Here is a 19427-nt window from a genome sequence, read left to right as displayed (position 1 = left end):
CGGCCCTTTCTAGACGATCGGGTCGTGCACGGTGACGAGCTTCGTGCCGTCCGGGAAAGTGGCTTCGACCTGCACGGAATCGACCATCTCCGGCACTCCGTCCAGCACCTGCGCCCGGCCGAGCACCGACCGGCCGCTCGCGACGAGTTCGCTCACCGTCCGGCCGTCGCGAGCGCCTTCGAGGACGTGATCGGTGATCAGGGCGACCGCCTCGGGGTAGTTCAGCAGGACCCCGCGCTCCAGGCGTTTGCGAGCTACGTCCGCCGCGACGTGGATGAGCAGTTTGTCCCGCTCCTGGGGGCTCAGGTGCATGGGAAAGGTCTATCACCGGAAACGGCTCGCCGCCGGTTCTCGAAACACAGGATTTACCTCGGCGCCCGGTACACGCAAAGTGAACAGCGCCGTAACTCTTCGCGTACGAACGAGCTTTTCACTGAATCGTTCTCGTAATCGTGACCGAAAGCACCACATCTTTCGATTGCCCCAGGCCGCGACGTGGAGCAAAGTTTGTCCATCCGTGCGATGAGGCGCGCCTTCGCTGCGTGTATCCCGTCCACGCATGAACACAAAGCCGGGGAATGCGCATCGAAAGGTTTCACCACAGTGAGTACCTCCACGATCAGCACCAATCAGCCGTCCGAGCAGGTCGACGACGGTTTCCGACCGGGTCTCGAAGGCGTGGTCGCCTTCAAGACCGAAATCGCCGAGCCCGACCGTGACGGCGGCGCGCTGCGTTATCGCGGTGTCGACATCGAGGATCTCGCCGGCAAGGTGACCTTCGGTGACGTCTGGGGTCTTCTCGTCGACAGCCGCTTCGGCCATGGGCTACCGCCCGCCGAGCCGTTCCCGCTGCCGGTCCACACCGGCGACGTCCGCGTCGACGTCCAGGCCGCGCTGGCCATGCTCGCCCCCATCTGGGGCTACCGGCCGCTGCTGGACATCACCGACGACGAGGCGCGCGACCAGCTGGCCCGCGCCTCGGTGATGGCGCTTTCGTACGTCGCCCAGTCCGCTCGCGGCATCGGGCAGCCCGCCGTCCCCCAGACCCGGGTCGACGAGGCGAAGTCGATCACCGAACGCTTCATGGTCCGCTGGCGCGGCGAGCCCGACCCGGCCCACGTCAAGGCCATCGACGCCTACTGGGTCTCGGCCGCCGAGCACGGCCTCAACGCCTCGACCTTCACCGCCCGGGTCATCGCCTCGACCGGCGCCGACGTCGCCGCGGCGCTGTCCGGCGCGATCGGCGCCATGTCCGGCCCGCTGCACGGCGGCGCGCCGGCGCGGGTGCTGCCGATGATCGAAGAGGTCGAGAAGACCGGTGACGCGGTCGGCCTGGTCAAGGGCATCCTGGACCGCAAGGAACGGATGATGGGCTTCGGGCACCGCGTGTACCGCGCGGAGGACCCGCGGGCGCGCGTGCTGCGCCGGACCTGCCAGGAGCTCGGCGCTTCGCGCTACGAAGCGGCGGCGGAGCTGGAGCAGGTGGCGCTGAAGGAGCTGCGCGAGCGGCGTCCGGACCACCCGATCGAGACCAACGTCGAGTTCTGGGCGGCCGTGATCCTGGACTTCGCCCAGGTGCCGCCGCACATGATGCCCGCGATGTTCAGCTCGGCGCGTACCGCCGGCTGGGCCGCGCACATCCTGGAGCAGAAGAAGACCGGCCGCCTCGTGCGCCCGTCGGCCAAGTACGTCGGGCCGGAGCCGCGGAAGCCGGAAGACGTCGAAGGCTGGGACCTGGTCGCGAAGCAGTCCTGACGCGCGCTATGAAAGGTCCTTTCCTTGCAAATTTTGCAAGGAAAGGACCTTTCATAGCATCTGCGGGACCGAAGAATCATGCGCCGCGGTCGCCGACAGCATCGCCGTCAGCTGATCGACCAGCCACCCGTCGAGCGCCTCACGCGGCACGGAACGCTCCTGCAGCCAGCTCAGCAGTGCGCCCTCCACCACCGCCGTCCAGCACCGCAAGGTCAGCAGGAGCATAGGCGAGGGCTCCGACACTCCCAGCGCGCCGAGGATGAGCTCGACTGCGCGGTTGCGGACCTCGTCGATCGCCGCGTCCGTCTCGGACGTCGCGATCACCGAACCGCTGCGCAATAACGCGACATACCCCGCCCGGTAGTGGTCGGCGACGTCGATCAGCCCGCGGACGGCGGCCCGCAGCCGGGTTTCGGGCAGGCCTTCCTCGAGCCCGGCCAGGCCGTCGATGAGCCCTTCGGTGACCGTTTTCAGCGCCTCGACCTGCAGTTCCCGCAGATTCGGGAAGTACCGGTAGAACAGCGGCCGGGAGACCTCGGCGCGGGCGATGATGTCGTCGACCGTGACGAGTTCGGGCGCACGTGAGCCGAACAGGTCCAGCGCGGCGCGGATCAGGTCCTCGCGGCGCGCTTCCGGCGACATCCGGCGTGGGCGTCCGGTCACGGGGTGACGTCCAGTTTGGCCGCGGCTCGCAGCAGCCCGGGGGTGAGGCGGGAGAGGACGAGCGCGGCCTTGGCCTCCGGCGTCGACGGCTGGATGGCCTTGTCCTTCTCGACTGCGCGCAAGATGTCGCGGGCGACCTTCTCCGGGCCGAAGCCGCGTTTCGCGTACAGCTTGCTGCTCGACTTCTGGCGCCGCTTCTGCTCGATGTCGTCGACACCGACGAAACGGGTGGTGCTGGTGATGTTGGTGTTCACGATACCGGGGCAGATCGCGGTGACACCGATGTTCTCGGCGGCCAGCTCCGCCCGCAGGCAGACGCTCAAGGTCAGCACGGCGGATTTCGTGGTGGCGTACGCGGAAAGGATCTTCGACGGCAGGTACGCGGCGGCCGAGGCGACGTTGACGATCTGGCCGCCCTCGGCCCGTTCGCGCATCTGCTCGGCGAAGACGCGGCAGCCGTGGATGACACCCCACAGGTTCACGTCGATGAGGCGTTCCCAGTCCTTGACCGTCGTGTCGAGGAACGGGCCGGACAGGCCGATCCCCGCGTTGTTGACGACGATGTCCGGGACGCCGAACTCCTCCTTGACCCGCTGGGCGAACTTCTCGACCGCTTCGGCGTCGGAAGAGTCCACTGTGTACTCGCCGACGGTCGCGCCCTTGTCCCGCAGCAGTTTCGCGGTGTCGGCGGCGGCGGAGCCGTTGATGTCGGTGATGACGACGTCCGCGCCCTTGTCCGCGAACGCGAGCGCCGTCGCGCGGCCGATGCCGCTGCCGGCGCCGGTGATCACCACGAGTTTGTGCGCGAAGCCTTTCGTCCTGGCCTGTTTGAGCGCGCGGCTCTCCTCGCCGCCTTCGACGTGGTCGATCAATTCGGCGGTGGCGTCGGCGATCACCCGCGGCTTCTCGCGGACCACCCAGTGCGTGCCGACGATCCGGCGGATCCGGAGGTCCGGCGCCCAGCGTTCGATCTCGGTCTGCAGCGGCGTGGTGACGAACTTGTCCCCGGTGGGCGCGAGCACCTGCACCGGGATTTCGGCGGGCCGCGGCTTCGGCCGGGAAAGGCGCGTGAACATGTTGGCGCGGTACAGGTTGAGGCCGTACAGGCCGTCCGAAGTGGACGGTGCTCCGGCCGCCGGATCCATCCGGCCGATCAGCGCGCCCATCGCGCCGGTGCGCCAGAGCACCTGCGGGATCAGGGGGATCTGGAAGCCGAGGATGTACGTCGAATGCGCCCACTGGACGAGCGCGTTCTTGAGCCTTTTCGGGCTCGGGCGCAGCTGCGCGCGGAACCACGCTCCCGCGTGGTCGAGGCTCGGCCCGGAGATCGACGTGAACGACGCGAGCCGTCCGCGCAGCCTGTCGCCGGTGACCGAATGCCAGGTTTGGATGGAGCCCCAGTCGTGCGCGAGCAGGTGGACCTTACCCTCGGGCTGGACCTCGTCGACGATCGCGGCGAGGTCATCGGACAGCTGGTCCAATTTGTAGGACGCACGTCCCGAAGGCTTGTCCGAGCGGCCCGCGCCGCGGACGTCGTAGACGACCACCCGGTAGCGGCGTTCCAGCAGGGCGGCGATGCCGTCCCACATGGAGCCGTTGTCCGGGTAGCCGTGGACGAGCACCACCGTGGGCGCGTCGTCGACGCCGGTCACCCGGACCGAAAGGCGGACACCGTCGCTGGCCGTCACCCACTTGTGAGACATCCTGTCATGTTAGACAACTTGTCAATAAGGCCGCTTCTTGAGGAGTTGGCGGCCGAAGGTCCATACGGTGTCGATCACGAGAACGAAGGTCCAGATGCGGCCGAGGTTCAACAGCCAGTGACCACTGGAGTTCCAGTACCAGCCGGCTTCGTGCGCTTCGCCGAACAAGGCTTCGACGGGCCAGCTGTAACCGGCGACCGCCAGAGCCGCCTGCGCGACGACGTAGACCCCGGCGTGGATCGCCCAGTTGCGGAGCGGGTTCGCGCGCTTGTTCGCCTCCTCCGTCACCGATTCGGCCGCTTGTGGACTGTCCTCGATCGTGCGGGGTGCCCGCTTTTCCTTTTGTGACACCGTTTTTCGTGGTTCCACGGGAAACTCCGCAACTCCGACACGCCGTACGGCGCCACGAACCACGAACGATCCGAAGAGCAGAAGCCCCGCCGCGCCGAAGCAGGCGACACGCCATCCGGCGTCCGAACCGTAGAGCTGCCCCGCCACGAAGGTTCCGATCGTCGCTCCGAGTAGCGTCGCACTCTCGTAGATCCCCATCGCCCGGCCGAGGCTCAGCCCGGCCGCCTCGGCGACCACCGCCTGCTCGACCGGGATGGCCGCTGCGAACGCCGCCGCGGACAGGACCCACATGACCGCGAGCACCGGCGGGCTCGGCGCGAAGGACAGTCCGGCGGCGAAGATCGCGCTCGCCACCATCGCCAGCGCGAGCACCCGCGTCCGGCCGACCTTGCGGACGAAGCCGTGGAGGTAGTCCGGCAGCAGGCTGTAGACGATGAAGCCGGGAATGAAGACCGCCGCGATCTCGCCGAGCTGGAGCTGATGCCCGCGTTGCAGGTGCATGAGGAGCAACAGCGCGACGCCGGCCTCGGCCAATGCGGTCAACGCGACGAGCGCGAGCATCGGCCGCATCCTCTTGCCCAGTTGCAGCAGCCGCGGCGCGTCCACCTCGCTCACCTGCGCGGACTTCGCGTTCAGCAGGACCACCGCGGCCACCGCGCAGGCCGCGGCGCCGAGCCAGAACACACCCCGGTAGTCGATCCAGGCGATCGCGGTCAGCGCGACCACGAAGGCGATCCACGTGCCGCCACCCTCGGCCGCGAACAGCTTGCTGAACGCGCCGTCGTCAGCCTCGAGCCCCTCCCCGACCCGGGCCCGCAACGCGACCCAGAACAGCGCGCCACCCGCGCCACCGAGAACCGCGGCCAGGTAGGCGACCCCGATACCCGGCGTCACCGCGTAGACCACAAAGGACAGTCCATAGAGGACAGCGCCGACCGCGGCGATCCGGCCCCGGTCGAACCGATCGGCGAGCGAGCCCGCGATCGGCCGGACCACGAACGACACCAACGTCTCCAACGCGGTCAGCGCCCCGACCTCGGCGGCCGACGCGCCGAGCTGACTCCCCACCCACAGCGGCAGGAGGAAATCGAGCACCTCCGCCGGTCCTTTGGTCAGCGCGGCGGCGAGCTGGTTCTCCTCGGCGCGTTTCCTGTGTGCTACCTCGTCCACCCCAGTACCCCCTGTTCGGATACGACTGTATTCTAAAAAGCGGCGGCCAGGCAAGGCGGCGCCGGAGCGGAGTCGTTGGCGCATTCGGGCTGGACTGGGTGATGCGACACCGCACTCGTGTGCTCAGACATGGATCTCACGTGTTCGGAGGCGGATCTCGCGTGATTGGAGGCCGAACACGCGAGTGCGGCGTCCAAGCACGCGAGTTACGTTTCCAACCACGCGAATCACGTCTTGCGCCACCGCCACGGTGACGAACGGGCGATGTCACGTGAGCCCATGGGCGAAGGGGCCGTTCGCCGCGTCGGATGCGGCGAAGGGAGCCTTCACCCCACCACCGAACCCATCCGGCGCTCAGAGGGGAGGATGTGCCCGTGCCGAAGATCGTGGATCGCGCCGAACGCCGCCGGGAGATCGCCGGCGCCCTCCTGCGCATCGTCGCGCGCGAAGGCGTCGAGGCCGTCAGCGTGCGCTCGGTCGCCGTCGAGGCCGGGGTGTCCGCGGGCGCGGTGCAGAAGTATTTCTCCACCAAGGAAGACCTGTTTCGGTTCGCCCTCGACATGACGAGCGAGTTCCTGGAACAGCGCTGGAACACCCTCGACCAGTCCGGTGACCTGCTGGACCTGCTGCTGCGCCTGCTTTTCGAGGCGATGCCGCTCGACGAGCAGCGCCGCGCGGAGGTGATCGTCATCAACGCCTTCACCGCCCGCGCCGCCGTCCGGCCGTCCTGGGCCGAGTTCATCCGAACCGGCTACGACGAGCTCGCGGAGATCACGACGCAGTACATCTCGAAAGCTCAGTCCGAGGGCCACATCCGGGACGACCTCGCGGCGGGCGACCTGGCCGATGCCGTCCTCGCCCTGTCGGACGGCTTCGCGAACCGGATGCTCACCTCCGCCGACCCGGCCGCGCTCCTTCCGTCCCTCGAAACCGCCGTGCGCACGCTCCTGACTCCCCGCATTTAGTCCTCTGGATGCGGTAGTTGCACGCGCAAGGACCGCATCCAGAGGACTAAATGCGGGAGGCGATCGTGGCCTTGACCCGGCGCACCATCGCCCGCGGGTCGGCATAGAGCTCTTCCTTGGTGATGACGACGAACTCCCAGCCCTCGGCCTCGATCATCGCTCGCCGACGCGCGTCCAAACGCGGTTGCTCGCCTTCGAGATGCCAGGCCCCGTCGTACTCGACGGCGACCTTGGCCTCACGGATCGCGAGGTCGAGCCGTCCGAGGAACCGGGTGCCACGGTAGACCTCGACCTGGGGCTCCGCTTCGATCTCGTGAAGTCTCAGCCACACTCTGACCTCCGACTCCGGAATGGACTCCGCGCGCTCGTCCGAGAAGGCCAAAGCCTGACGAGCTCGGACGATCCCGTTGTCGTGCCGGTGTTCCAGGTACACCTTGAGCGCTTCGCCGTCGATGAAGCCGGCCCGGAGCAACGTGTCCAGCAAGCCGACGACACGGGGAAAGGACCGGCGAAGACGGGTCTCGGTCAAGATGTCCATGGTGATGCGCAACGGCGTCGCGATGAGGCCGTCCCGCCATGGCACGAAGTCCCGCCCGAGCAGCCTGGTCCGGCGGAAGTGTGTTCCTCGCAGGCTGTGAAAACCCCTCGCCTCAGGCACCACGAACTCGACCGGATCGTTCTCGAGCGAGAACGGGAACCCGCGGACCGTCGCGGCCGAGCACCCGGTCAGCACCGCACCGTCGGGTACGACGAGGATCGCGGCCTTGCACCGCAGCTCGTGATCCAGAGGTATGCCGATGGGGGCATAGACATCTTGGAAGAGCCGGTTGTACGGCCCCGAGCGGAGCTGGGAGCGGGTCAAGTCTCCTTCGCTGACGACACGGCTTCCGACGAAGGGGCCGAAGAACTCGGTCGTCGCGTAACTATTACTGGGCACGACCGAACGATGACATCCGCTCCCGGGCGAACCCCGGCTTCAAGATCATCTTCGCGCGAGTTGTCCACAACGCCCCCGCGCCTGTGGACGCCCCGCATTTAGTCCTCTGGATGCGGTAGTTGCACGCGCAAGGACCGCATCCAGAGGACTAAATGCGGGAGGGGGTGACGCCGGTGTCCATCGATCGGTTGACAGCCGGGTTCAGTCCAGCGGTCGTCCCGGGACAGCGGCCCGCTGAAGCACGATCGACGTATGAACAAAGCGGTGAAAGTGCGTGGCCTGCGCAAGGAGTACCCGGGCCACACGGCGGTCGGGGGGATCGACCTCGACATCGAGCAGGGCGAGGTGTTCGCGCTGCTCGGCCCCAACGGCGCGGGCAAGACGACGACGGTCGAGATCCTGGAGGGCCATCGCGAAAGGACCAAAGGCGAGGTCGAAGTCCTCGGCGAGGATCCCGGGACGGCGGGCCGCGCCTGGCGGGCCAGGCTCGGGATCGTGTTGCAGACGGCCAACGACGCCGCCGAGCTCACCGTCGCCGAGACCGTCCGGCACTTCGCCCGCTACTACCCGAACCCTCGTGACACCGACGAAGTGATCGAGAAGGTCGGCCTGACCGAGAAGGCAGGCGCCCGCGTCAAAAGCCTTTCCGGCGGGCAACGCCGTCGGGTTGACGTCGCGCTCGGGATCATCGGACGGCCCGAGCTGGTTTTCCTCGACGAGCCCACGACCGGGTTCGATCCGGCGGCCCGGCGCCAGTTCTGGGACCTGATCAAAAGTCTCGCTCGCGAGGGCACCACGATCCTGCTCACCACGCACTATCTGGACGAAGCCGAGGCGCTGGCAGACCGGGTCGCGGTCATCACCCGCGGCGCGATCGTCGCCGAGGGGACGCCGCAGACGCTCGGCGGCCGCGCCACCGCGGAGGCCACCGTCCGCTGGGCCGACGAGCACGGCGCCCACCTGGAACGCACCCATTTCCCGGCCAAGCTGATCCGCGAGCTCTCCGCCGACGGACGCGAGCCGTCGGAGCTGACCGTCCACCGTCCCACCCTCGAAGAGACCTATCTCGACCTGATCGGAGAAGCCCGATGAGCACGCTGACCCTCCCGGGCACCTTCTCGCTCGGACTCGTCCGCGGCGCCGCGGAGATCAAGCAGTTCTTCCGCCTGCGGGAGCAGGTGATCTTCACCTTCGCCTTCCCGTCCCTGCTGATGGTCCTGCTCGGCTCGATGCTGAACTCCTCGATGCCCGGCATGGCGATCACCACCGGCCAGGTGCTGGCCGCGGGCATGATCGGCTCCGGCATCGTCTCGACGTCGTTCAACAGCGTCGGTATCGGCCTGGCCGCCGACCGTGAAGCCGGTGCGCTGAAACGCCTTCGCGGTACGCCGATGCCCGCGGCGTCCTACTTCATCGGCAAGATCGTCCTGGTCGCCGCGACGAGTATCGCCCAGGTCGTGCTGATGTCGGTGGTCGGTGTCCTGCTGTTCGACCTCAGCCTGCCCACCGATCCGGTGAAACTGCTGACCGCCCTGTGGGTCTTCCTGCTCGGCGTCACCAGCTGCACCCTGCTGGGCATCGCGCTCGGCTCGGTGACCAAATCGGTCAGCGGCGCGGTCGCCGTGGCCAATCTGATCTACATCGCGTTGCAGTTCATCTCCGGGGTGTTCGTCACACCGATCACCAACCTGCCGAAGGTTATGGTCGACATCGCTTCGTTCTTCCCGGTGAAGTGGATCTGCCAGGGCTTCCGCTCGGTGTTCCTGCCGGCCGAGGCCGCGAGTCAGGAAATGGCGGGGACATGGGAACTTCCGATGGTGGCACTGGTGCTGACGGCGTGGTGCGTCGCGGGGCTGCTGCTGGCGAAGCTGACGTTCCGCTGGTCGAACGAAGGCAAGTGAACGCCTGGGAGCGGTTCTACTGGCTGTGGGAGGTCCTCTTCGGGATCACCTTCGCCGCGACGATCGCCCTGGTGGTCTTCGACGACGGGACGACCACGGACAAAACGGTCGCGATCCTGTGCTTGACCGGTATCGCCGTGGCGTACCTGGTCCGGGGCCGCCGGCTCATCAAGGGCCCGGATCACGAAGACACACCGTGGCTGCACACCGGGGTGGTGATGCTCTTCCTGGCGGGCGCCAACTTCGCCAGCACCACGTCGAGTTTCATCCTGTTCTTCGTGTGCCCGGTGCTCTACATGACGCTGTCGACGAAGACGGCGTCGGTCTTCACCACGATCGGGGTGCTGCTGGGACCGGCGTCGTCGATCGCGCGGGGCGGCTTCGACCAGCCGTCCCTGCGCATCCTGCTGCCGATGACGGCCATCCTGATCGTCTTCAGCATCCTCGCCGGCCGCTACACCAGCCAGATCATCGATCAGAGCAAGAGCAGGGCCGCGTTGATCGAGCAACTGCAAGCCAGCCAGGCGGAAGTCGCCCGCCTGTCGCGGGAGGCGGGGACGGCCGCCGAACGCGAGCGCATGGCCCGCGAGATCCACGACACGCTCGCGCAGGGCTTCACCAGCATCGTCACGCTCACCCAGGCCATCGAGTCCGAAATGGACACCGATCCGAAGGCGGCCCGCCGTCATCTGGAGCTCGCGGCACGGACGGCGCGGGAGAACCTGGCCGAGGCGCGGGCGATGGTCGCGGCGCAGGGGCCGTCGGCACTCGCCGCCGCCTCGCTGGAGGAAGCCTTGCGCCGTCAGGGGGAACGGCTGACCGAGGAGACCGGGATCGAGGCGTCGATCGAGGTCGACGGCCCGCTGCCCGCGCTCCCGATGTCCACGGAGGTCGTCCTTCTGCGCGCGGCGCAGGAGGCGCTGAGCAACATCCGCAAGCACTCCCGCGCCACCCACGTCTCGCTTCGGCTGTCCCTTGTGGACGGACGCGTCCGGCTCGGCGTCACGGACGACGGCATCGGATTCGACCCCGCCGCACCCACTTGCGGCTTCGGTCTGGCGGGGATGCGCACGCGTACCGATCAGGTCGGTGGCATCGTGACGCTGAAGAGCGAACCCGGTGCGGGGACGACACTGGAACTGGAGGTGCCCGCGTGATCACGATCATGCTGGTCGACGATCACCCCGTGGTGCGGGAAGGCCTGCGCGGCATGCTGGAGGCCGAGCCGGACCTGAGCGTCATCGGGGAAGCGGGCTCCGGCGACGAGGCCGTCGCGCTGAGCCGGGTCAAGCAGCCGGACGTGATCCTGATGGACCTGCGGATGCCCGGCCTCGACGGCGTCGGCGCGACGCGGAAGATCCTCGCCGACCGGCCGGGCCAGCGGGTCGTCGTGCTCACCACCTACGAGACGGACGCGGACATCCTGCGCGCGGTCGAAGCGGGAGCCTCCGGCTATCTGCTGAAGGACGCTTCGCGCGCGGAGCTCGCCGGTGCGATCCGTGCCGCGTCGCGCGGCGAGACGGTCTTGGCGCCTTCGGTCGCCGGGAAGCTGGTGAACCGGGTGCGCAACCCGACGGCGTCGCCCTTGTCGGCGCGCGAGATCGAGGTACTCCGGCTGGTGGCGCGGGGAAGCACGAACGCCGACATCGGCCGGACGCTCCACATCAGCGAGGCGACGGTCAAGACCCATCTGCTGCGCGTGTTCGGAAAACTGGACGTTTCGGACCGTACGGCCGCTGTGACCACCGCTATGCGACTGGGGCTGCTCGGGTAGGCAGAATGCGACCCATGCTTGCCACGACCGAAATGGCGCTGCTTCGCCGCCTCGCGCACGAGCAATCCTCGTGCCGCACCCCGTCCATCGTCGCCGCCGTCGTCCGCGACGGGGAAATCGCCTGGTCCGGAGGGCGCGGACGCGTCGACGGCGAGACACCGGGCGCCGACACGCAGTACCGGCTCGGGTCGATCACCAAGACACTCGTCGCGACGGCCGTCATGCGGCTGCGCGACGAAGGCAAGCTCGACCTGAACGACCCGCTGGAGCAGCACCTGCCCGGCACCTCGTTCGGCTCGGCCACCATCGCCCAGCTGCTGTCGCACACCTCGGGGCTGACCGCGGAATCGCCCGGCTCCTGGTGGGAGCGCACCGTGGGCGCGGACTGGGACGCGCTCGTCGAGAGCCTCAAGGACGGCGCGACGCGGCTGCGGCCGGGCAGCCGGTTCCACTACAGCAACGTCGGTTACGGCGTGCTCGGCGAGCTGGTCGCGCGGCACCGCGGGCAGTCGTGGCTCGACGTCGTCCGCGCCGAGATCCTCGGCCCGCTCGGCATGAACCGGACCTCGCCGCATCCGGAAGGCGCGCACGCGGACGGGTTCGCCGTGCATCCCTTCGCCGATCTCCTCATGCCGGAGCCGTCGCCGGACGCGGGCGCGATGGCCCCCGCCGGCCAGCTGTGGTCGACGGCCACCGACCTCGCCCGCTGGACGGCGTTCCTCGGCGGGCACACCGGCGGCGTCCTGAGCGAGCAGACCGTCGCGGAGATGCGCGAAATGGTCACCGTGGACGACGGCGACACCTGGACCACCGGATTCGGCCTCGGCGTCATGCTGGTCCGCACGGAGGGCAGGCGGCTGGCCGGGCACACCGGATCGATGCCGGGCTTCCTCGCCTGCTCGCTGGTCGACGCCAACGCCGGCATCGGCGCGCTGGTGCTGACGAACTCGACGGCGGGCGTCGGCATCACGCAGCTGTGCCTCGACCTGATGAACCTGACCGAACAGCACGAGCCGTCCATGCCCGCGGAATGGCAACCGTCCACTGTGGACCCGAAGTTGCTGGAGCTGACCGGGTTGTGGCATTGGGGTCCGACGCCGTACCACCTGCGGCTGCTCCCGGGCGGCCTGTTCTCCCTCGCGCCGACCGACGGACCGGGCCGCGCGTCACGGTTCGCGCCGGTGGGCGACGACACCTGGGTCGGTCTCGACGCCTACTACGCGGGCGAGACGCTGCGGGTCGGACGGGATTCGGCGGGCAAGCCGAACCACCTCGACCTCGCGACGTTCATCTTCTCGCGCACCCCGTTCGACCCGGCCGCGCCCATCCCGGGCGGCGTCGACCCCGAGGGCTGGCGCTAGCGGAAGCGGACGGCGGCGGTCGTGAACTCGCGGCCGCCGTCGGCGCACACCGGGACGTCGCCGTAGTGGGCGTCGCCGACGACCCACATCCGGCGCGGACCGCGCAGCGACTCGGCGAGTTCGTCAGGACAGTCCTCGATGACGAACTTCGCCGGGGCGCCTTCGAGCACCACCCACCCGCGCGTGGTCCCGGCGTCCGGATCCAGCGTGGCGGTGGCCAGCGTCCAAGGGCCGAACACGACGTCGAGGACACCTGCCCGGCGCCGGATCGTGAACCGCAGCGCCGCCCACCTTCGACGGAGCGGCAGGCCGGGAACGAAGACGAGCACCAGCGTCGCCACGAAACCGAGCGGTGCGCCGATCGCCGCCGTCTCGTCCCACTCGGCGAAGACCGCGTGGACGACGAAGACGAGGAAGTACAGGAACAGGAAACCCCATCGGGGTCTCCACGGTTCGGGCATCAGACCGCCGGGGTGTGCCCGACCGCCGCGCCGACGGCCGCGATGAACTTGCGGGCGATGCGCTTGCCCTCACCCCAGTCGACGAAGCCGAACTTCAGGCTCGTCTGGATCGCGAGCCCGGAGCCTTCGGTGGTCCGCTCGACCTTGACGGTGACCGTCTGGCCGTAGCTGAAGAGGCCCATGCTGGTGGAGAAGGTGACGTAGCCCGCGGCCGCGTCGTAGAAAGGGTTCTTCCCCTTGACCGCCGTGACCCCGTTCGGAAGGGCCTGCCACAACGCCTCGGGGGCCAGGGGGAATCGCTCGTGCACTGTCGCCATGAGGCGAGAAGCTACCCGGACGAGGGGCACCCGCGGGAGCGAGTTCTCCGATCCCACATACCGGACACGCGACACCGACTTTCAGCAGGGTCATCCCGACCTGAGAGACTGGGCACATGACCGACGCACCTGAGTTGACCCTCCCCGCGGACCTGAAGCCTGCCGATGGCCGCTTCGGCTGCGGACCGTCCAAGGTCCGTGACGAGCAGCTCGCCAACCTGGCGAAATCCGGTGCCACCTACCTCGGCACCTCGCACCGTCAGAAGCCGGTGAAGTCCCTCGTCGGCCGCGTGCGTGCGGGTCTGTCCGAATTGTTCTCGCTGCCCGAAGGCTACGAAGTGGTCCTCGGCAACGGCGGGACGACCGCATTCTGGGACGCCGCCGCGTTCGGACTCGTGCGGGAACGTGCGCAGCATTTCACCTACGGCGAGTTCTCCTCGAAGTTCGCCACGGTGACCAAGGGCGCCCCGTTCCTCGCCGACCCGATCGTCGTGAAGGCCGACCCGGGCAGCGCGCCCGAGATCGCCTACGAGGCCGGCGCCGACCTGGTCGGCTGGGCGCACAACGAGACCTCGACCGGTGTCGCGGTGCCGGTCCGCCGTCCCGAAGGCAGCGAAGGCGCCCTCGTCGCCATCGACGCCACCTCCGGTGCGGGCGGTCTGCCGGTCAAGGCCGAGGACTTCGACGTCTACTACTTCGCGCCCCAGAAGTCCTTCGCCTCCGACGGTGGCCTCTGGATCGCGCTGGCTTCGCCCGCCGCCGTCGAGCGCATCGGCGAGATCGGCGCGAGCGACCGCTGGATCCCCGAGTTCCTGTCGCTGACCACGGCGCTCGACAACTCCCGCAAGGACCAGACGTACAACACCCCGGCGGTGTCGACGCTGTTCCTGCTGGCCGATCAGATCGAGTGGATGAACTCCAACGGCGGTCTGGAGTGGACGACCTCGCGGACCCGCGACTCGTCGACCCGGCTGTACGAGTGGGCCGAGAAGACCAGCTACACCACGCCGTTCGTCAGCGACCCGTCGCTGCGCTCGCAGGTCGTCGGCACCATCGACTTCGCCGACGAGGTGGACGCCGCCGCGGTGGCGAAGGTGCTGCGCGCCAACGGGATCGTCGACACCGAGCCGTACCGGAAGCTGGGCCGCAACCAGCTGCGCGTCGGCCTGTTCCCGGCCATCGACCCGGACGACATCACGAAGCTGACCCAGAGCATCGAGTACGTCGTCGAGCGCCTGGGCTGAGCTAGCTAGCTGTCCGTGAAGGCCTCCTTGAGGGACCCAGAGTCCCTCAAGGAGGCCTTCACGGACTTGCGGAAGGCTGCGGCCAGGGCGAGCAGGACCAGGCCGTACAGGACGTAGGACTCCGTCGCCAGCCACCAGCCGAAGCTCCCGGCGGGCCGCGGCGCGAGCCACATCGGCGCGATCACGAACAACGCCACCGTCACCGCCGCGAGCGCGTACGAAAAGACCGAACGCGCCCAGATCAGCAGCACCAGGATCGGCACGCACCAGATCCAGTGGTGCGTCCACGAAACCGGTGACACCAGCAGCCCACCGACGGCACACACGGTCAGCGCGACCACCGGCTCCGCGACACGCACGATCACGAACGCGGTCAGCGCGACCACGGCGATCGAGGCCAGCACCCAGACGACGTCTTCCGCCGAACCGAAACCGAACCGCGCGAGCATCCCGCGCAGCGACTGGTTGCCGACGTAACCGCGATCGCCGATGCGGCTGGTGTCGAACAGGATGTCCGTCCAGAACCGCGCCGACGCGCCGGGCGCGGTCAGGAACATCAGCGCGCCCGCGCCGAGGAAACCGGCCACCACCCGGCCCGCGGAGCGGAAGTCCTTGCGGAACAAGAAGAACAGGATGAAGAAGGCAGGCGTCAGCTTGATCGCCGCGGCGACGCCGATCAGGAGGCCCTTCGTGCGGGCGCGGCCCGGCAGGAGGGCGTCGAGGACGACGAGCAGCATCAGCAGGGTGTTCACCTGGCCGAAGCCGAGCGTCGAGCGGACCGGCTCCATGATCCCGCCGACGGCCTGTGCCCCGATCGCCGCCAGGACGGCGATGGCGCGGCCCCGGACGGCGGAACGATCGGTGAGCGAACCGTTGAGCGTCGCGACGAAGAGATAGACGACGACCCCGCCCGCGATGATCGACGCGAGCCCGACCAGTCGCGTGGCCAGCGCGGTCGACAGGAGGGTGCCGGGCAGGAACACCGCCGCCGCGAACGGCGTGTAGGTGAAGGGCAGCCAGCCGCCGTGCGTCTGCACCCACGCGCCGTACGGGTCGCCCGAGTCGACGAGCAGCCGCGCGCCGCCGATGTAGACCTCGAGGTCCTGGCCGTCGAACACCTTGAGCGTGAACAGCACGCCGACCACGACGGCTTCGAGCGCGAGCAACGCCCCCGCGAGTTTCCGCCCCGACAATCCCACCAGCACCCGGCGAGATTACCCACCGTCGCCCCGCGTTCAGTCCTCTGGATGCGGTGAACCAGCGCATCCAGAGGACTAAATGCGAGCTAGGCGAGGGCCTGGGTCGGGGGCAGGCGTGCCGCGCGCATCGCCGGGTAGGCACCGGCGACGGCACCGACCAGTGCCGAGATCCCGACCCCGCCGAGCAGGGCGCCGACGGGCAGCACCGCGGGCCAGCCCTGGCTCAGCGCGTAGCCGGACGTCACCAGCACCCCGACCAGGACCCCGGCGATCCCGCCGAGCCCCGACAACAGCACCGACTCGGCCAGGAACTGGCCTCTCACCTGCCGTTTCGTCGCGCCGAGCGCCCGGCGGAGGCCGATCTCCCGCCGCCGTTCCAGCACCGAGATCACCATCGTGTTGGCCACCCCGACGCCGCCGACCAGCAACGCGACCCCGCCGAGCCCGAGGAACAGCGCGCTGTAGGTGTTCTCCGTCAGCTTCTGCGCCTCCAGCGCTTCCGACGGACGACGGACCTCGACCTCGTTCGGCGCCTCCGGGTTCATCGTCTGCGCGAGCACCGACCGCACGTTCTCGACCTGCGAATCCTTCGCCCGCACGTACACGGTCGTCGGGTGGCCCTCGAAGTCGAGGAGCCGCTTGGCCGCGTCCCAGCCGACCAGCACCGAACGCTCGATCTCGGGCGCCAGCGGCGTCGGCCCGAGGATCCCGCCCACGGTGAACCACTTCCCGTCGATGTACACCTGCGGCGGTTTCGCCGGGTCGATGTGGTCGATCCCGAGCCGCGCCGCCGCGACCGAACCCAGCACGACGACCGGATAGTCGCGAGTGGCGTCCCGGAGGAACTGCCCGTCGCGGACAGCACCGCCGATGACGTCGAGAAGATCCGGCGTCGCCGCGTAGACGCCGAGGCCGGATGTCTCGTCCTTGTCGACCTTGTCCGTGCGCCGCACGGACCCGCCGGTGGTCCCGGTCGCGGACGCCGCCGTCACCGGGGCGATCCGTTTCGCCATCGGCACCGCGCTGTCCGGCAGGGTCGCGTCGCCGCCGAACATCGTCTTGCCCGGCCCTGCCGTGAGCAGGTTGGTGCCCAGCGCGGCCAGCTGGTCTTGCAACGCCTTCGCGCCCGACGCCGGGATCGCGAGCACCGCCACCATCGCGGCGATCCCGATCCCGATGCCGAGCGCGGACAGCACCGCCCGCATCGGCCGCGTCCGCATCCCGTGCGCGCCGAGGTTCAGCACGTCACGCGGGCCGAGCCGGGCCGGATCCGGCGTCTTGTCGAGGACGGGCGCGCTCACACCAGCACCCCCGTCCCGGTGTCGAGCCGGATCCGCCCGTCCCGCAGTTCGATCCGCCGCGGGATGCCCGCCGCGATCTCCCGGTCGTGCGTGATGATCACGACCGTCGTCCCCTGCGAGCTCAACGTGGCCAGCAGGTTGAGGATCGCCGCGCCGTTGCCCGTGTCGAGGTTCCCGGTCGGCTCGTCGGCCAGCAGGATCGACGGCGAGTTGACGACCGCCCGCGCGATCGCCACCCGCTGCCGTTCCCCGCCGGAGAGCTCGTTCGGGAAATGCCCGGCCCGGTGCGCGAGCCCAACGCGGTCGAGCGCGGCCAGCGCCCGCTCGCGCCGTTTCCGCCGCGGCACCCCCGCGTACAGCAGTCCCGTCGCGACGTTGTCGACCGCGCTCACCCCCTCGCTGAGGAAGAACTGCTGGAACACGAACCCGATCCACCGCGACCGCAACGCCGAAAGCTTGCGGTCGGGCAGTTTCGCCACGTCGTGCCCGCGCAGTTCGATGACGCCACCGGTCGGCCGGTCGAGCGTGCCCATCAGCTGCAGCAGCGTCGACTTGCCGGAACCGGACGGGCCGAGGATGGCGACCATCTCCCTGTCCTCAATGGACAGTGTCACCTCGTGCAGGGCGCGCACGCCGCCGGGATAGGTGCGCGAGGCGTTGCGCACGGCCAGCACCGGGGTCATGACGTCGTCACCACCCGCATCCCGGCGGCGAGGCCGGCACCGGTGACTTCGACACGTCCGCCGGAGAACAAGCCGGTCTTCACCGCGATGAGACGACGCTTGCCGCCTTCGTCGACCTCGACGGCGTATCCGCCCTCGGCGAGCGCGAGCAGTGCCCCGACCGGGACCGCCAACACTCCACTGTGGACTTCCTTGGTGAACCGCACGGACACCGGTGTCGAATCGAGCGAGCCCGCCGCGGCCGGATCGTCCAGTTTGATCTTCACCTTGATCTTCGGCTTGCCGTCGTCCTGCCCGGTGCCGTCCTTGCCGTTCTCCGCGACCTTGCCGACGTCGGTGATCACGCCGGTCGTGGTCTTGCCGCCGGTGATGTCGACCCCGACCTTGTCCCCCGCCTTGGCGATGGCCTGTTTGGCGGCGTCGAGTTTGACCTCGACGAGACGCTCGGTGCCGGTGTACTTCAGCAGTTCGCCGCCGCCGGGGCCGCCGAGTTGCGCGGCGACCTGCGAAACCCGGATCTCACCCGGCGCAAGGACGACGTCGCCCTGCCCGAACGCGCCGGTCTGCTCCAAGCCCAGCGACTTCTGCCATTTCTTGATCGCGGCGGCGGTCGCGGAGGTGAACTTCTTGTCGGGCGTGCCGAAACCGCCGAAACCGAGCGCCTTCAGGTTCTCTTCCAGCTGCTTGACGTCCGGGCCGTCCACGGCCCCGTCGGCGAGGTCGCGGAAGAACGGCAGCGTGCCGTAGAACAACGGGACGGGTTTGGCGTCGACGCCGTACACGGCCTTGCCGCGGGTGAGCACCGCGCCCGCGTCCGGCAGGGAGGTGATCGTGCCCTGTTTCCGGCCGGCGAGGGAGCTTTCCTCGCCGTAGCCCAGTTTCCCGTTCGCTTCCTCTTCCTCCTGCAGGTCGGTCTTCTCGACCTTCGCGGTCTCGACCGGCGGCGGCGCCTGCCCGACCTGCTGGGCTTCGGAGGTGACCCTGGTCAGCACGACCACGGACATCGTCCCGGCCACGACGACGAGGACCGCCGCGATGATGAACCAGCGCGCCCGGCGCGACCGCCGTGCGCCGCCGGGTCCTTCGTGTTCGCTCATTTCGCCGGGGCCGCCCTCATGGTCATGCCGAGACCGCAGGCCTTCGCCGCTTCTTCGAACTTCTTGGGGTCGCCGCCGGCGTCCATCGCGATGGCCGCGCCCTTGCCGCCGGGCTCGGGGTCGGGGAAGTCGATGCCGTGCTCGCGCATGCACTTCGCTTCCTTGCGCATCTTGTCGAGCTCTTCGGGCGTGGGCGGCTTGATCTCGCCGCCGTTCGGCAGCAGCTTCTTGCACGCCTCGCTCGCGGCGTTCATCTTCTTCTCGTCCGGCATGTCGCGCGCGTCGAAGGTGACGGTGTCCTGCCCGTTGGCGCCGGGTTTGGGCTCCGGCATGTCGATCCCGTGCTCGCGCATGCATTTCCGGTAGTCGCGGATCTTGTCCTCGTCGGACACGTTGTCCGCCTGCTTCCCGTCGCCCGCGCCGGCGGCGGGCGGGGAAGAGATCGAGGCGACCTTGTCGCCGCCGTCCCCGCCACCACCGCAACCGGCCACGAGCGCGAAGACCGCTCCGGCGATCAGTACCGCCATGGGTCGTTTCCGCATCGC

20 protein-coding genes are annotated in these 19427 nt (G+C 69.0%); 8 read left to right on the top strand and 12 right to left on the bottom strand.

What is annotated here, in order from left to right:
- Window positions 1-9: 9 nt before the first annotated feature.
- Window positions 10-312 carry an urease subunit gamma gene (locus DMC64_RS10775; RefSeq protein ID WP_016337506.1) on the bottom strand — a complete coding sequence of 101 codons (303 nt, stop codon included), beginning with the start codon at window positions 310-312 and terminating at the stop codon, window positions 10-12.
- A gap of 291 nt (window positions 313-603) precedes the next feature.
- Here DMC64_RS10775 and DMC64_RS10770 point away from each other — a divergent pair, with 291 nt between their 5' ends.
- Complete coding sequence (locus DMC64_RS10770) at window positions 604-1755, top strand: citrate synthase 2 (RefSeq protein ID WP_037348027.1); 1152 nt, start codon at window positions 604-606, stop codon at window positions 1753-1755.
- A 51-nt stretch (window positions 1756-1806) separates the two neighbouring features.
- On the opposite strand, the gene DMC64_RS10765 is transcribed toward DMC64_RS10770, so the two are convergent.
- Genes DMC64_RS10765 through DMC64_RS10755 form a run of 3 tightly spaced genes read right to left on the bottom strand, consistent with a single transcriptional unit; the run spans window position 1807 to window position 5642 of the window.
- On the bottom strand, window positions 1807-2397 hold the full coding sequence (locus tag DMC64_RS10765) for a TetR/AcrR family transcriptional regulator (protein WP_125733690.1): 591 nt from the start codon (window positions 2395-2397) through the stop codon (window positions 1807-1809).
- A 17-nt stretch (window positions 2398-2414) separates the two neighbouring features.
- On the bottom strand, window positions 2415-4106 hold the full coding sequence (locus DMC64_RS10760) for an SDR family oxidoreductase (protein WP_125733689.1): 1692 nt from the start codon (window positions 4104-4106) through the stop codon (window positions 2415-2417).
- 36 nt (window positions 4107-4142) lie between these two features.
- On the bottom strand, window positions 4143-5642 hold the full coding sequence (locus DMC64_RS10755) for an MFS transporter (RefSeq protein ID WP_125733367.1): 1500 nt from the start codon (window positions 5640-5642) through the stop codon (window positions 4143-4145).
- A 374-nt stretch (window positions 5643-6016) separates the two neighbouring features.
- On the opposite strand from DMC64_RS10755, the gene DMC64_RS10750 reads away from it, so the two are divergent.
- Complete coding sequence (locus tag DMC64_RS10750) at window positions 6017-6607, top strand: TetR/AcrR family transcriptional regulator (RefSeq protein WP_125733366.1); 591 nt, start codon at window positions 6017-6019, stop codon at window positions 6605-6607.
- A gap of 46 nt (window positions 6608-6653) precedes the next feature.
- Here the strand turns inward: DMC64_RS10750 and DMC64_RS10745 are convergent, their stop codons facing one another.
- Window positions 6654-7544: an endonuclease domain-containing protein gene (locus DMC64_RS10745; protein ID WP_125733365.1), complete on the bottom strand. Its 891-nt coding sequence runs from the start codon at window positions 7542-7544 to the stop codon at window positions 6654-6656.
- Window positions 7545-7796: 252 nt separating this feature from the next.
- On the opposite strand from DMC64_RS10745, the gene DMC64_RS10740 reads away from it, so the two are divergent.
- The 5 genes from DMC64_RS10740 to DMC64_RS10720 are packed head-to-tail and all read left to right on the top strand — an operon-like array spanning window position 7797 to window position 12580.
- The gene (locus DMC64_RS10740; RefSeq protein ID WP_125733364.1) at window positions 7797-8636 is read left to right on the top strand and encodes an ABC transporter ATP-binding protein; all 840 of its coding nucleotides are present in this window, start codon (window positions 7797-7799) and stop codon (window positions 8634-8636) included.
- Window positions 8633-9445 carry an ABC transporter permease gene (locus DMC64_RS10735; RefSeq protein WP_125733363.1) on the top strand — a complete coding sequence of 271 codons (813 nt, stop codon included), beginning with the start codon at window positions 8633-8635 and terminating at the stop codon, window positions 9443-9445. The genes DMC64_RS10740 and DMC64_RS10735 overlap by 4 nt, the downstream gene beginning before the upstream one ends.
- Entirely contained in the window at window positions 9442-10602 is a 1161-nt protein-coding gene (locus tag DMC64_RS10730; protein ID WP_125733362.1) for a sensor histidine kinase, read from the top strand. Before DMC64_RS10735 ends, DMC64_RS10730 begins: the two co-directional genes overlap by 4 nt.
- Window positions 10599-11219, top strand: coding sequence for a response regulator transcription factor (locus DMC64_RS10725; protein ID WP_037348043.1), 621 nt, complete (start codon window positions 10599-10601; stop codon window positions 11217-11219). Before DMC64_RS10730 ends, DMC64_RS10725 begins: the two co-directional genes overlap by 4 nt.
- A gap of 14 nt (window positions 11220-11233) precedes the next feature.
- Window positions 11234-12580 carry a serine hydrolase gene (locus tag DMC64_RS10720; protein WP_037348046.1) on the top strand — a complete coding sequence of 449 codons (1347 nt, stop codon included), beginning with the start codon at window positions 11234-11236 and terminating at the stop codon, window positions 12578-12580.
- Here the strand turns inward: DMC64_RS10720 and DMC64_RS10715 are convergent.
- Together DMC64_RS10715 and DMC64_RS10710 are read right to left on the bottom strand one after the other, a co-directional pair.
- Window positions 12577-13041 (bottom strand): hypothetical protein, encoded by a 465-nt coding sequence (locus DMC64_RS10715; RefSeq protein ID WP_037348047.1) that lies wholly within the window; start codon window positions 13039-13041, stop codon window positions 12577-12579. The two genes, DMC64_RS10720 and DMC64_RS10715, sit on opposite strands and share 4 nt — an antisense overlap.
- The gene (locus tag DMC64_RS10710; protein WP_125733361.1) at window positions 13041-13358 is read right to left on the bottom strand and encodes a hypothetical protein; all 318 of its coding nucleotides are present in this window, start codon (window positions 13356-13358) and stop codon (window positions 13041-13043) included. The genes DMC64_RS10715 and DMC64_RS10710 overlap by 1 nt, the downstream gene beginning before the upstream one ends.
- Before the next feature lie 116 nt (window positions 13359-13474).
- Between DMC64_RS10710 and serC the strand changes: the two genes are divergently transcribed.
- Window positions 13475-14602 carry a phosphoserine transaminase gene (gene serC, locus DMC64_RS10705; RefSeq protein WP_125693785.1) on the top strand — a complete coding sequence of 376 codons (1128 nt, stop codon included), beginning with the start codon at window positions 13475-13477 and terminating at the stop codon, window positions 14600-14602.
- Between the two features lie 5 nt (window positions 14603-14607).
- Here serC and DMC64_RS10700 read toward each other — a convergent pair whose 3' ends face one another.
- From DMC64_RS10700 to DMC64_RS10680, 5 genes are all read right to left on the bottom strand, one after another.
- Entirely contained in the window at window positions 14608-15807 is a 1200-nt protein-coding gene (locus DMC64_RS10700) for a glycosyltransferase 87 family protein (RefSeq protein ID WP_125733360.1), read from the bottom strand.
- A gap of 80 nt (window positions 15808-15887) precedes the next feature.
- Window positions 15888-17102, bottom strand: a complete 1215-nt coding sequence (locus DMC64_RS10695; protein ID WP_125733359.1) for an ABC transporter permease — start codon at window positions 17100-17102, stop codon at window positions 15888-15890.
- A complete protein-coding gene (locus DMC64_RS10690; protein WP_037348052.1) occupies window positions 17099-17785 on the bottom strand; it encodes an ABC transporter ATP-binding protein in 687 nt (228 codons plus the stop codon). Before DMC64_RS10690 ends, DMC64_RS10695 begins: the two co-directional genes overlap by 4 nt.
- Window positions 17782-18882: a peptidoglycan-binding protein gene (locus tag DMC64_RS10685; RefSeq protein ID WP_125733358.1), complete on the bottom strand. Its 1101-nt coding sequence runs from the start codon at window positions 18880-18882 to the stop codon at window positions 17782-17784. Before DMC64_RS10685 ends, DMC64_RS10690 begins: the two co-directional genes overlap by 4 nt.
- Window positions 18879-19424, bottom strand: coding sequence for a hypothetical protein (locus DMC64_RS10680; RefSeq protein ID WP_125733357.1), 546 nt, complete (start codon window positions 19422-19424; stop codon window positions 18879-18881). The genes DMC64_RS10685 and DMC64_RS10680 overlap by 4 nt, the downstream gene beginning before the upstream one ends.
- Window positions 19425-19427: the final 3 nt, after the last annotated feature.

The sequence above is a fragment of the Amycolatopsis sp. WAC 04197 genome (assembly GCF_003947475.1).
In the GTDB taxonomy this organism is placed as follows: Bacteria; Actinomycetota; Actinomycetes; order Mycobacteriales; family Pseudonocardiaceae; genus Amycolatopsis; species Amycolatopsis japonica.
The sequence above is the reverse complement of the archived record's forward strand: the minus strand, read 5'-3'. Positions and strand labels throughout refer to the sequence as shown.

Excerpts from the sequence above, each read along its gene's own strand:
- DMC64_RS10775 (WP_016337506.1), bottom strand. The coding sequence starts at position 312 with ATGCACCTGAGCCCCCAGGAGCGGGACAAACTGCTCATCCACGTCGCG.
- DMC64_RS10765 (WP_125733690.1), bottom strand. The coding sequence starts at position 2,397 with ATGTCGCCGGAAGCGCGCCGCGAGGACCTGATCCGCGCCGCGCTGGAC.
- DMC64_RS10740 (WP_125733364.1), top strand. The coding sequence starts at position 7,797 with ATGAACAAAGCGGTGAAAGTGCGTGGCCTGCGCAAGGAGTACCCGGGC.
- DMC64_RS10735 (WP_125733363.1), top strand. The coding sequence starts at position 8,633 with ATGAGCACGCTGACCCTCCCGGGCACCTTCTCGCTCGGACTCGTCCGC.
- DMC64_RS10720 (WP_037348046.1), top strand. The coding sequence starts at position 11,234 with ATGCTTGCCACGACCGAAATGGCGCTGCTTCGCCGCCTCGCGCACGAG.
- DMC64_RS10715 (WP_037348047.1), bottom strand. The coding sequence starts at position 13,041 with ATGCCCGAACCGTGGAGACCCCGATGGGGTTTCCTGTTCCTGTACTTC.
- DMC64_RS10710 (WP_125733361.1), bottom strand. The coding sequence starts at position 13,358 with ATGGCGACAGTGCACGAGCGATTCCCCCTGGCCCCCGAGGCGTTGTGG.
- serC (WP_125693785.1), top strand. The coding sequence starts at position 13,475 with ATGACCGACGCACCTGAGTTGACCCTCCCCGCGGACCTGAAGCCTGCC.
- DMC64_RS10690 (WP_037348052.1), bottom strand. The coding sequence starts at position 17,785 with ATGACCCCGGTGCTGGCCGTGCGCAACGCCTCGCGCACCTATCCCGGC.
- DMC64_RS10685 (WP_125733358.1), bottom strand. The coding sequence starts at position 18,882 with ATGAGCGAACACGAAGGACCCGGCGGCGCACGGCGGTCGCGCCGGGCG.
- DMC64_RS10680 (WP_125733357.1), bottom strand. The coding sequence starts at position 19,424 with ATGCGGAAACGACCCATGGCGGTACTGATCGCCGGAGCGGTCTTCGCG.